This is a genomic window from Microcoleus sp. PH2017_12_PCY_D_A (assembly GCF_020738565.1).
Classification (GTDB): Bacteria; Cyanobacteriota; Cyanobacteriia; order Cyanobacteriales; family Microcoleaceae; genus Microcoleus.
In genome coordinates this window covers 104,155-114,883 of record NZ_JAEQCI010000026.1, presented here as the reverse complement: position 1 = coordinate 114,883, position 10,729 = coordinate 104,155, and the positions used below count along the sequence as shown (strand labels likewise).

Here is a 10,729-nt window from a genome sequence, read left to right as displayed (position 1 = left end):
CCTATATTATGTAGGGTGCGCAATGCGCACCTTACCGCTGTTACCTGTGCAAAACCTATATTATGTAGGGTGCGCAATGCGCACCTTACCGCTGTTACCAGCTTGAGTATAAACAACCGATTAAGCTAGCAATTCATAGCGGCGGATATCTGGAGGTGCAACTGCTAAACCCTCTAATTTCTGCACTGCGGCTTGAATGTGAGTGGAAGCGAGATGCTGTTCGAGCAAAGCTGCACTTTCCCACTCTTCAACGAAGGTAAAATCTGTAGGATCGGCTTGATTTTGCAGTAGTTCGTATTTGATGCAGCCTTCTTCTTGGCGAGTTGGCTCCATAATGCTCAGCAGCAGAGATTTAAGTTCTGCTACTTTGTCGGGAAAGGCTACGAGGCGGGCGACTACTCGCAAGGTTGGTGTGGACATAGGAGAAAAAATTAACAGATATGGCGATCGAATTTACCGATATTTATCGGGTAAAATCTATTGAACATTATTTTATATCATGTCTGCGGTAACCAGAACAATAAAATAGGTTCGTAGTGAGGACTTCAGTCCTCTCTTGGATGAGGACTTCAGTCCTCACTACAAACGTTGTTTCTTGGTATATTCTACCTTCTACCTTCTTCCGTCTTCCTTCTTCCTTCTTCCTTCTTCTCAATCTTTGGGATAAAATCGCTTGTTGTCCGTAGAATATTCCCAGGCGATCGCCTCCGGGTCTTTTTCGCTACTCCACTGAGCAAACTCCGGCTTAACTTTCCATTTGCCGATCGTACTTGCGTGAACCTTGAACCTGCGGGAAAGTTCCGTTTGGGTAAAAGAGATTTTGGGATTTTGAGGAGTCTTGGTTTGAGCAATCGGAAATAAATTTGGTTTTTTCTCTTGTGCTTTTTCCCGATTTGTGGGAGGCTCTTGAACAGCTACTGTGGCATTAGGTGTTTCGCTTTGAGTGACAGTTGGAGCTATTTGAAAATAATACAAAATTCCGCCTTCTTCGGTTACTTGAAAATCGGCAGCAAACTCAAGAGCTCGTTCGTCGAGATACTCTTGAACCTTTTCTCCCGGGAGTTTCGCATTCATCGCCAAATCCAAGGCCGTAACTCGCCCTTGATTTTCCTTGATCAACCTGTAGAAAACCGAGTCTAAATGAGCGAGTCTGTGTTTTTGCTGCTGCTGGTAAAGCTTGTAAGCCCAAGCAATGCCCGCTGTGGTGGCGATCGCCCAAAACATCGTTCCCGACTCGAAACTGGCAACCGCCGTCAAGCAAATAGGCAAAAGCAGGGTAAGATATCCCCAAATGCTGCCCTTCTGTAGGTTATTGCTGTTTTTGACCATAGTTCCCAAACGGCTACGTAGTTTAGTTTAGCAGAGCGTGTCTGGATGTCGCGAAAGTTTTTCGACAGTCGATATATCGATCGCGCGATCGCACTCTACTACAAAATCCCAGAATCTACTTTTTTTTGCAACCGAGGATTCATGTACTTTTTTCGCAAACAGATTGTCATCCTGTTCGTAGTTGTTGCTTGCTGTACGCTGACGATTAGTTGCAGCGGCGATAACCGAACTGTCCAGTGTACTAAACTCACTGAAATTGTCACCAAAGGTAACGCTCTCATCGATATTAAGAACGGCAGCTACGATGCTGCAACGAGCAAGAACTTAGCTAAAGATTTGAACCAGACAGCTAAACAAATTGAGGCTTTGCGAATCACAGATGCAACCCTCAAAGAAATTCAGGGGCCGTCGGTTAAATCTTTCCGAGAAATGGGTCAAGGACTCGGCGACATCGGCAAAGCTCTTGAGGCAGCAAACCGGGCTTCTACAAGTATAGAAGGTCGAGAGCAAATCAAAACAGCTCAAGCGGATATTATCAGAGCCGGACAGCAGGCGAATCGAGCAGCCGACAATCAAGACGCTTTGACTCGCAAACTAATTAATTATTGTAAGAGCGATCGCTAAATAAGTCATTGTCAAAAAACCATAACATCAATTATAAAACCCAGCAAGATGTTATTGTTTTTGGCGATCGCCTACTTAATGACTCATAACTACTGACTTCCAACTAATGACTCCTAACTCCTAACTCCTAACTCCTAACTAATGACTACTGACTAATGACTAATGACTGCTGACTAATGACTGCTGACTACTGACTAATGATGAATTTCTAAATTCAAAATATACTGACCGAGTTGTACTTTTTCCGACCACAACTCATATTCTAACCGCAGGTGTTGCGGTTCCGGCTTTCCGGTCAGCGTCAAGTTGCGAGTGAAGTTGCGGAGGCGCAATTGTTCGGGAGTCGCCAGCGATTCGCCCTGAAGCCAATAACGGCTCAGTCCGTACATTCCGCGTTCCCAGCAGTGGCGGTAACTGTATTTGCCGTTTCCCTGCATCGTCATAATCACTCGATAGGGCGAAACTTCCAGCCACAGCAACCGGGGTTTTGTAGTTGTTGGTAAGATCGTAACTTGCTCGCCAGATGTGTCAGATGCGTCGGAAAATTGCCGATCGAGTATGGCTGGTTCGTGCAACAACAAGTGAAAGCGATCCCGGTCTTTTTGATACAGGGTACCAGCGGTTTCAACAACTGACCACAAAGGTAAATCTGTGGATACCAGCGATAAACTTACAGGCTTGCGGTGATGCGTCAGCATAAATAAAAGTGTAGGAGTTATTGTGGATCGGGAGGTTTGAGATTTGAGATTTTATACTTGAGATTTTAGATTTTAGAGGATCTGGGTTCCAAATTCCGGAGCTTTTGCTTGAAAAAAATGCAAAATCTACCACTCGCAGTCAGAAATATAAAATTGTTCAGTCAAAATTCCATCATCTGGTCGATAACTGAAAGCTGAACCTGAAATCTCAGCAGATATACAGACAATAATTGTGAAATTCAGGTAAAATCCGTGCAGTTGCATCTGGTCTCCCCTGTCGCCGCTCTCCATTTCAGCAAATAACGGAACTGTATGCACCTGCTCCAAACCCTTATGCAGTCTGTCATTCCCCAATCTAAAATTTAAAATCTCAAATCTAAAATGGTATGACGCGAGGACTGGGAAAAGGGTAGGATAGCTAACGCCGTCCCATCCTAGTCTATCTCATGGCAGTTGACATTATAACTACTTCGCTCTTGAGCGAAAGTCAAACTTTAAGCATTCAAAAACCAGCCTCGGGCTTGTCGCTGCGAGGCCGGATTCGAGTTCCGGGCGATAAGTCGATTTCTCACCGAGCTTTGATGTTGGGTGCGATCGCCCGCGGTGAAACGACAATTGAGGGACTGCTGCTAGGAGAAGACCCCCGCAGCACTGCTAAATGTTTCTCGCTCCTGGGAGCCTCCGTTTCGGAACTCAACGAGGAACAGGTGACTGTCAGGGGCGTCGGAATTGGCGAATTACAGGAGCCTGTGGAAGTCTTGGATGCGGGCAATTCCGGGACGACGATGAGGTTGATGTTGGGAATTTTAGCGTCTCATCCCGAGCGTTTTTATGCGGTAACGGGTGACAGTTCTTTGCGATCGCGCCCCATGTCGCGCGTCATTAAACCGCTGCAACAAATGGGCGCGCAAATTTGGGGGAGAAAGAGCAATTCTTTAGCTCCTTTAGGGATACTCGGACAGCAGTTAAAAGGGATTCACTACCATTCGCCGATCGCCTCAGCTCAAGTTAAATCCTGCATTTTGCTGGCAGGTTTGATGGCGGATGGAGAAACTACAGTCACAGAACCTGCTCTCTCGCGGGATCACAGCGAGCGGATGCTGCGGGCGTTTGGAGCTCAATTAACCGTCGATCCAGAAACTTGTAGCGTGACAGTCACTGGTGGAGCACAACTGCAAGGACAAAATGTGATTGTACCGGGAGATATTAGTTCGGCGGCATTTTGGCTGGTAGCTGGGGCGATCGTCCCCGGTTCCGAGCTCGTAGTGGAAAATGTCGGAGTTAACCCAACTCGCACAGGTATTTTAGAAGCTTTGGAGATGATGGGGGCGGACATTGAACTGCAAAATCAGCGAGAAGCCGCGGGGGAACCGGTAGCAGATATCTTGGTTCGCTGTTCCCCACAGTTGCGGGGATGCACCATTGCTGGCGACTTAATTCCCCGACTGATTGACGAAATCCCGATTTTGGCAGTAGCCGCAGCCTTTGCGTCGGGTACTACCATATTTCGAGATGCGGCCGAGTTGCGAGTCAAAGAGAGCGATCGGCTGGCCGTGACTGCTGCGGAACTCAACCGCATGGGAGCCAAAATTACCGAGTTACCCGACGGTTTGGAAGTTACCGGGGGAACTCCGTTAACTGGCGCCGATGTTGACAGCTACACCGATCACAGAATAGCGATGAGTTTGGCGATCGCAGCCCTCAACGCCACAGGTGTTACTAACATTCACCGCGCCGAAGCCGCAGCCATTTCCTACCCCGACTTTACCGCCACTTTGCAACAAGTTTGCCATCCCAATTAAGAGTTGGAGAGGGGAGAATGGGAGATGGGGAGAGGGAGAAGTGGGAGTGGGGGAGAATTGCCCAATTCCCAATTCCCAATTCCCATCTCCTCCTTCCCAATACTCTAAACATCCGTTACATCCGCTACAAAATCCGCTGCCGAACTTTCTTCTTTTAAGAATCTTTGCCTACAACTTGTTCTTTTAAAGAATCAATTTCCGTTAACAACTCTTGGCGGCTAGAAGCATTGAGCAGATAGCGGTAAACAAACCAACCCGTATATCCGATACCAATCAACTCAAAAAATGGAGCTACCAAAGGGACATCATTAAGAGCATCTAAAACTCCCAGCATTACCTTAATGCTAATAGCACCTGCCAGGAATAAACCAACAGTTACTAAGGGCTTTTGGTATTCAGTAAAAAAATTGGAGGCATAGGCTGGAAGTTCCGACAAAATTGTGAGAACTTGGTCTTTAATATCTTGTAACTGGCTTGTCGGTGTTTCTGCGGTTGTCACTGTAGTCATCACCCCGGGCTTTTCCGTCACCACGTCTACTGTGACGACTTCAGTGACTGTTTGTGTGTCATCCGAAAAGTTAGATTGTGTCATTTGATACTTCCTCCGATGTCAAGTAATATTGCAGGCTTTGAGTTGCTGTCACTGTAATTCTCTGGCAATTAACACAGCATTCTGGCAGCCGGGACTAATTGATGAGATTAAGGCAGATATTCACAAATTGCAAGCAAAAATAACGATATGACTTAATTGTAAACAATTGCCTACGCTGTCAAATCGCTCTTTTGACTCATTTTTTCAATTCCTCAAGGTTGATTTGATTGGGACAAGTGCGCCCTCGTTCAAAATCCGTGATATTGGCGATCGTAGTTTCAGCGATATTTTTCAACGCCTCCTCGGTGAAAAAAGCTTGATGTCCGGTAATCAGGACGTTCGGGAAAGTCAGCAAGCGCCCAAATACGTCGTCCTGAATCACCTGATTTGACAAATCCTCAAAAAACAGATCGGTCTCTTGTTCGTACACATCTAAGCCGAGGTAGCCAATTTTACCAGACTTCAGTCCTTTGGTAACAGCTTTGGTGTCAATCAACTGACCGCGACTGGTGTTGATCAGCATCATCCCCGGTTTCATTTGCCCGATCGCCTCTGCACCAATTAAATGATAAGTTTCCGGTATCAGCGGACAGTGGAGGCTGACAATATCAGAAGCGGCAAACAGTTTCGGGAGTGCCACGTATTCCATCTGTAGGGCTTGGCAATCCGGGTTTGGGGAAACATCGTATCCCAGCAAGCGACAGCCGAATCCGTGCAGAATTTTGGCAGTTAGCGCGCCTATTTTGCCAGTCCCCACGATTCCGACAGTTTTACCGTGGAGGTCAAAACCCAACAAGCCGTCTAGGGCAAAATTCCCTTCGCGGACGCGGTTGTAGGCGCGGTGGATTCTGCGGTTGAGAGACAAAATCATCGCGACTGCGTGTTCGGCGACAGCGTAGGGAGAATAAGCGGGAACTCGGACAAGAGTTAAGTCTAAATCGCGGGCTGCCGCTAAATCGACGCGATCGAATCCGGCCGATCGCAAAGCCAGCAAGCGCACGCCTTTTTGGGCGATCGCCCGGAGCGTTTTTGCGTCTAAACAGTCGTTAACGAACGCGCAGACAGCCGGAAATCCAGCAGTTAAAACGCTGGTTTCCAGGTTCAGGCGCGGTTCAAAAAACACCAACTCGTGTTGGCCGCCGACATTGGCTGCTGTCAGAAAAGTGCGATCGTAGGATTTGGTGCTGAATACGGCTACCTTCATGATGTTTGCCTGCAAATCCAGTAATAGTTGGCAATTCTTTCCAGATTAACTCTCTTTGCTTACTGAGACGGCTTTGCCCAAAAAACCGAGTTTCCATGAGAAATACTGAGTTTTGCAACTATAGCATCTCTGAAGCCACCAGATTTTTCGCGCGATCGCAAATCCTGGTGACGTTTAAAAAAAAAATTCTTAAACTATAGTAAAGCACGAGCCTTCACTTACTAATTTTTTAGGAGAAACTCAGATGCGAAAACAACTCAAAACACTAATTTATGAAATTTTAGAAGCCTCAGAAAGTAGCAATTTATACAGCTTAGCCGACGACATTGTTATCACCTGTTTAATTTTGATCAACGTCGCAGCTTTTATTGCTTCTACTTCGCCTCACTTGTCGCACGAACACAAGGTATTGTTGGAAAACATCGAAATTGTTTCATCCTTAGTGTTTACAATAGAGTATGCTTTGAGGTTGTGGGTATGTACGGTCGATCGCAGATACAGCCACCCACTTTGGGGAAGATTGAAATACGGTCTGACACCGCTAAGCCTAATCGATTTAGTTTCAATATTGCCCTTTTACGCCTTGCTATTATTTCCGAATTTAAGCTTCGTTAATTTAATTCGCCTGCTGCGTTTGTTGCGGTTGCTAAAAATGAGCCGTTATTCAGAGTCTGTACGAACTTTGGGAGCAGTATTGTACGCTAAAAAAGAGGAACTAATCGCCACTGCATTTGCAGTTTTTATTCTCTTAATATTTGCATCTAGCGTCATGTATTTTGTTGAATACGAAGCGCATCCCAAAGCTTTTGGGAGTATCCTCGATTCAATGTGGTGGGGAGTTGTGACCTTAACGACTGTCGGCTACGGCGATATTTATCCGATCACTCCTTTGGGCAAATTGTTAGGAGCAATATTAGCATTTTTGGGAATCGGGATTTTTGCACTGCCGGCGGGTATAATTGCTTCGGGTTTTTCCGAGGAAGTGCAAAGGAAAAAACAGGAAAAAATGGGGGTAAATTTAGACCAATCTGCTAATTGTCAATCAGTACAAAGGCTCGGGGAAGTCGAGATTGATTTTGAACAACAGCAAAGGGCGATCGCGCTTTACGTCGAAAGTTCCGCCGACTTAATGCAAATGTGCGTCAACTCGGCGAAACAGAAGTTAGGAAGTCATATTGAAAATGAAGAAGTTCTTCGGGATTTAGCTATTCATCTGTACAACGACACTGTTCGCAAATTCCAGCTTTAATCAAAGCTAGATATTGCCTGTCACATCATGTCCATTAAATTGCCTTCAGGTTCGTAGTGAGGACTTGAGTCCGCATTCATGAAGGACTAAAGTCCTCACTACGAACCAATGACTAATTAAAGGTTCGTAGCTAAAGTCCTCACTACGAACCAATGACTAATTAAAGGTTCGTAGTGAGGACTTGAGTCCGCATTCATGAAGGACTAAAGTCCTCACTACGAACCAATGAATAATTAAAGGTTTGTAGTGAGGACTTGAGTCCGCATTCATGAAGGACTAAAGTCCTCACTACGAACCAATGACTAATTACCAATCTGGAGGCAAATTGTAATATTCAAGAGTGGATTTATCTTTCAGCAAATCTTCAGTTTGGCGATCGACCTGAATCTGCCCGTCAGCCAAAATTAGCGCCCTTTGAGTCGTTTTCCCGATCCAATTCAAATTGTGGGACGCGATCAAAATTACCTCGATCGGCAATTGCGACAAAACTGACGCCAAATGACGGCGCCACGAGGGGTCTAGCCCGTTAGTCGGCTCGTCTAAGATTAAAATGGCAGGCTCTAATGCTAAAATTGCTGCCAAAGCTGCTAACCTTCTTTGACCGCCAGACAGTTCGTGGGCCGAACGGTTGGCAAATTCTACTAAACCGAATTCGTCTAACAAAGCTAAAGCTCGATCGCGCGCAACTCCCGGCGGAACTCCATAATTGCGCGGCCCGAACATTACATCCTCTAAAATAGTCGGCATAAATAGCTGATCGTTCGCATCTTGAAAGCAAAATCCAATCTGCCTCCGCGCTTGCGATAAAGTCGCCGCTTCTAGCTTAGTTCCCTGCACTCTAATTTCGCCGGATTGCGGCATTTTTAAGCCGATTAAGTTTTCTAGCAAAGTGCTTTTTCCAGCACCCGTTAAACCGAGTAAAGCAACTCTTTCTCCTGGTTGTAAGGTGAATGAAATTCCTTGCAACACAGGTTTTTGCTGCGGGTATCCGAATACTAAGTCTTGCACTTCTATTGTTGGCGGTGATTTGAGATTAGTCAATTTTTGCCTCGATTTTTGGATTAAGAGTTTTTAACCGCAGAGGGCGCAGAGAGCGCAGAGAGGGGAGGGGATAAGACAAAAGATAGAGGCATGAATTAATCAATTCCTAATGCCATGTTTGCCCCATGCCCTATGCCCAATTCCCGTAAGAGGCTATTGTTAATCCGGCTGCGGTTAAAATTGTTGCTGTCAGCCAGAGTCGCTCTTTTGGTGTTGATTTTGAGTCGGTGAGCAAACTTCCTTGATAGCCGCGAATGAGCATGGCTGCGTGTACTCTCTCAGCGCGATCGAGACTTCGCAAATACAGCGCTCCGATCATGGAAGCACTAGCGTAGCGCAACCATCCTCCCGTACCGGATAAGCCTCGGAGTTGGGCGGATCTTTTCATGCGGTTGACTTCGGCGAGCAAGATTTCTAAGTATTGTCCGGCTAAAAGTACAATCTCTTGTAAACCTGCTGGTAGGGGCAATCCTTTGAGGGCGATTCCGAAACTGTGGGGCGGCAAAGTTAGCAGAAAACTGTTCATAATTAGCAGGCAAATTAGGGAACGCAGCAACAGAAAACTAGCTCGTTCCCAACCTTGGGGCAGCACTAATAAGGAGAGAAAAACCAATTCTGCTCCCAACAGTTGCGCTAGGGTTCGCAGCGGAGCTCTGAGCCAAAACGACCAAAAAAGTGCGATCGCCCCATAAATCCCCAGCCACAGCCAAGCGCCAGTCTTCATAAAACCAATGCCGATGACAATTATCAAAGACAGGCGCAATCGAAAAGGTATGGAGAGTTTAGACATCTTTCGGTTTTACCAACTGAGCAATACCAAAGGCCGTGCCGAAGCTGACTGCCGATCCCAAAAGTCCAGCAATGCTAGTACCAATTGGCTGTTCTTCTAATCCTTTAACTGTGTAATCTGCTAAAGGAGTCGGATTTTCGATCGCCGCAGCTTCTTTATCTTTAAAGCCATATTTTTCAGCTACAGCCTCTAACCCATCGGGCCAACTTGAAGCGAACAGCGAAAGCAAGCCGGAAATCAACAAAACTCCGACTACTGGTGCTAGCCATTTCTGCAATTGTGGCTGTTCTCCCGGCAATAAATCCGGCCGCACTTTGACGAGATAAGTTAAAACGCTGCCTGTAATTACCCCTTCGCCAATGCCGATTAAAATATGCACGCCTACCATTGCTGGGAGTGCGATATTCAGCGGTACTGTACCAGAAATTGCCAGTTCTATCGCCACACAAACAGAAGCCGCAACCACACTCAGGGCGGCGGCGATGGCCGCAGCTAGGGGTAAACGATTTCGGGAACCTCCCAAGAGTTGCTGCAACGGCTTTAACAGCCACCAGCCCACCCAAATTCCCACTAGCCCCATGTTAAAAATATTTGCACCCAGGGCGGTGATCCCCCCGTCGGCAAACAAGACGCTTTGAATTATAAAAACCGTGCTCATCGCCAAAGTGGCCGCCCAAGGGCTCCCCAAAACCACGGATGCCAGCGCCCCTCCCAACAAGTGCCCGCTGGTGCCCCCGGCTACGGGAAAGTTGATCATCTGGGCTGCAAACACGAAAGCCGTAGTCAATCCCATGATTGGGCCTTGCCGCAGTCCAAGATTCGCGCGGGTGCGATTTAGGGCAACCCCAATTACTGCTGCACTTGCTATGCCCGTGGCAATGGCTACGGTTGGTGAAAGAAAACCATCAGGTATGTGCATCGATCTATCCCAAACGAGAGAACTCCCAACCCTTTAGTCAACTGTTTTTTACAAAAGTTTACAATCCCCTCTGGGGGCATTGGTGCGATCGAGCGATCGGGCAAGTCGTGGCGGGCGATCGTCTTATCCTACAAGGATTCCGGCAACACAACCAGAATTTTCACTCCTTCGCGATCGGACATTAAATAATTCTTAAAAATTAATCCAATTTAATACCTACAGCCCGGACTTAAAACTTTTTGATAATTATTATCAATAAATTTGTAGAATTTTACAGCCGAATGTATTCAGCTCAAAGCTGGGACAAAAATATTAAGAAAGTATAAAATTATAAATGAAAGCCAATAATTAGTTTTATCCTTACTCTATTGAGAATTAATAGTATTAGTGGCGCAACAATAAAAGCAGTCAAATTAGCTTTGAGCTAGTCACTGCAAGGTTTTTTGGTTTTTGAGAAACTAAAAACCCAGTTCTTATTGCA

12 protein-coding genes are annotated in these 10,729 nt (G+C 46.2%); 4 read left to right on the top strand and 8 right to left on the bottom strand.

Annotated features, from left to right (window positions below):
• Positions 1-120: 120 nt before the first annotated feature.
• Together JGK39_RS07510 and JGK39_RS07505 are read right to left on the bottom strand one after the other, a co-directional pair.
• Complete coding sequence (locus JGK39_RS07510) at positions 121-420, bottom strand: putative quinol monooxygenase (protein WP_293256221.1); 300 nt, start codon at positions 418-420, stop codon at positions 121-123.
• Between the two features lie 231 nt (positions 421-651).
• Positions 652-1,329 (bottom strand): hypothetical protein, encoded by a 678-nt coding sequence (locus JGK39_RS07505; protein ID WP_293256218.1) that lies wholly within the window; start codon positions 1,327-1,329, stop codon positions 652-654.
• A 45-nt stretch (positions 1,330-1,374) separates the two neighbouring features.
• Between JGK39_RS07505 and JGK39_RS07500 the strand changes: the two genes are divergently transcribed.
• On the top strand, positions 1,375-1,953 hold the full coding sequence (locus JGK39_RS07500; RefSeq protein ID WP_293256215.1) for a hypothetical protein: 579 nt from the start codon (positions 1,375-1,377) through the stop codon (positions 1,951-1,953).
• Positions 1,954-2,147: 194 nt separating this feature from the next.
• Here the strand turns inward: JGK39_RS07500 and JGK39_RS07495 are convergent, their stop codons facing one another.
• Positions 2,148-2,651 carry a hypothetical protein gene (locus JGK39_RS07495; protein ID WP_293256212.1) on the bottom strand — a complete coding sequence of 168 codons (504 nt, stop codon included), beginning with the start codon at positions 2,649-2,651 and terminating at the stop codon, positions 2,148-2,150.
• A 446-nt stretch (positions 2,652-3,097) separates the two neighbouring features.
• Here JGK39_RS07495 and aroA point away from each other — a divergent pair, with 446 nt between their 5' ends.
• Positions 3,098-4,453 carry a 3-phosphoshikimate 1-carboxyvinyltransferase gene (gene aroA / locus JGK39_RS07490; RefSeq protein WP_293256209.1) on the top strand — a complete coding sequence of 452 codons (1,356 nt, stop codon included), beginning with the start codon at positions 3,098-3,100 and terminating at the stop codon, positions 4,451-4,453.
• 154 nt (positions 4,454-4,607) lie between these two features.
• Here aroA and JGK39_RS07485 read toward each other — a convergent pair whose 3' ends face one another.
• Positions 4,608-5,045 (bottom strand): CAAD domain-containing protein, encoded by a 438-nt coding sequence (locus tag JGK39_RS07485; RefSeq protein WP_293256206.1) that lies wholly within the window; start codon positions 5,043-5,045, stop codon positions 4,608-4,610.
• A 196-nt stretch (positions 5,046-5,241) separates the two neighbouring features.
• On the bottom strand, positions 5,242-6,249 hold the full coding sequence (locus JGK39_RS07480) for a 2-hydroxyacid dehydrogenase (protein WP_293256203.1): 1,008 nt from the start codon (positions 6,247-6,249) through the stop codon (positions 5,242-5,244).
• A gap of 244 nt (positions 6,250-6,493) precedes the next feature.
• Here JGK39_RS07480 and JGK39_RS07475 point away from each other — a divergent pair, with 244 nt between their 5' ends.
• Entirely contained in the window at positions 6,494-7,498 is a 1,005-nt protein-coding gene (locus tag JGK39_RS07475) for an ion transporter (RefSeq protein ID WP_293256200.1), read from the top strand.
• Positions 7,499-7,804: 306 nt separating this feature from the next.
• Here the strand turns inward: JGK39_RS07475 and JGK39_RS07470 are convergent, their stop codons facing one another.
• From JGK39_RS07470 to JGK39_RS07460, 3 genes are all read right to left on the bottom strand, one after another.
• Positions 7,805-8,539: an ABC transporter ATP-binding protein gene (locus JGK39_RS07470; protein ID WP_293256197.1), complete on the bottom strand. Its 735-nt coding sequence runs from the start codon at positions 8,537-8,539 to the stop codon at positions 7,805-7,807.
• A gap of 130 nt (positions 8,540-8,669) precedes the next feature.
• Entirely contained in the window at positions 8,670-9,329 is a 660-nt protein-coding gene (locus tag JGK39_RS07465; protein WP_293256194.1) for an energy-coupling factor transporter transmembrane protein EcfT, read from the bottom strand.
• Complete coding sequence (locus tag JGK39_RS07460; protein WP_293256191.1) at positions 9,322-10,248, bottom strand: energy-coupling factor ABC transporter permease; 927 nt, start codon at positions 10,246-10,248, stop codon at positions 9,322-9,324. Before JGK39_RS07460 ends, JGK39_RS07465 begins: the two co-directional genes overlap by 8 nt.
• On the opposite strand from JGK39_RS07460, the gene JGK39_RS07455 reads away from it, so the two are divergent.
• Positions 10,243-10,437: a hypothetical protein gene (locus JGK39_RS07455; protein ID WP_293256188.1), complete on the top strand. Its 195-nt coding sequence runs from the start codon at positions 10,243-10,245 to the stop codon at positions 10,435-10,437. The two genes, JGK39_RS07460 and JGK39_RS07455, sit on opposite strands and share 6 nt — an antisense overlap.
• The last annotated feature ends 292 nt before the right edge of the window (positions 10,438-10,729 follow it).

Coding starts and splice junctions, on each gene's coding strand:
- JGK39_RS07510 (WP_293256221.1), bottom strand. CDS start 420: ATGTCCACACCAACCTTGCGAGTAGTCGCCCGCCTCGTAGCCTTTCCC.
- JGK39_RS07505 (WP_293256218.1), bottom strand. CDS start 1,329: ATGGTCAAAAACAGCAATAACCTACAGAAGGGCAGCATTTGGGGATAT.
- JGK39_RS07500 (WP_293256215.1), top strand. CDS start 1,375: ATGTCGCGAAAGTTTTTCGACAGTCGATATATCGATCGCGCGATCGCA.
- JGK39_RS07495 (WP_293256212.1), bottom strand. CDS start 2,651: ATGCTGACGCATCACCGCAAGCCTGTAAGTTTATCGCTGGTATCCACA.
- aroA (WP_293256209.1), top strand. CDS start 3,098: ATGGCAGTTGACATTATAACTACTTCGCTCTTGAGCGAAAGTCAAACT.
- JGK39_RS07485 (WP_293256206.1), bottom strand. CDS start 5,045: ATGACACAATCTAACTTTTCGGATGACACACAAACAGTCACTGAAGTC.
- JGK39_RS07480 (WP_293256203.1), bottom strand. CDS start 6,249: ATGAAGGTAGCCGTATTCAGCACCAAATCCTACGATCGCACTTTTCTG.
- JGK39_RS07475 (WP_293256200.1), top strand. CDS start 6,494: ATGCGAAAACAACTCAAAACACTAATTTATGAAATTTTAGAAGCCTCA.
- JGK39_RS07465 (WP_293256194.1), bottom strand. CDS start 9,329: ATGTCTAAACTCTCCATACCTTTTCGATTGCGCCTGTCTTTGATAATT.
- JGK39_RS07460 (WP_293256191.1), bottom strand. CDS start 10,248: ATGCACATACCTGATGGTTTTCTTTCACCAACCGTAGCCATTGCCACG.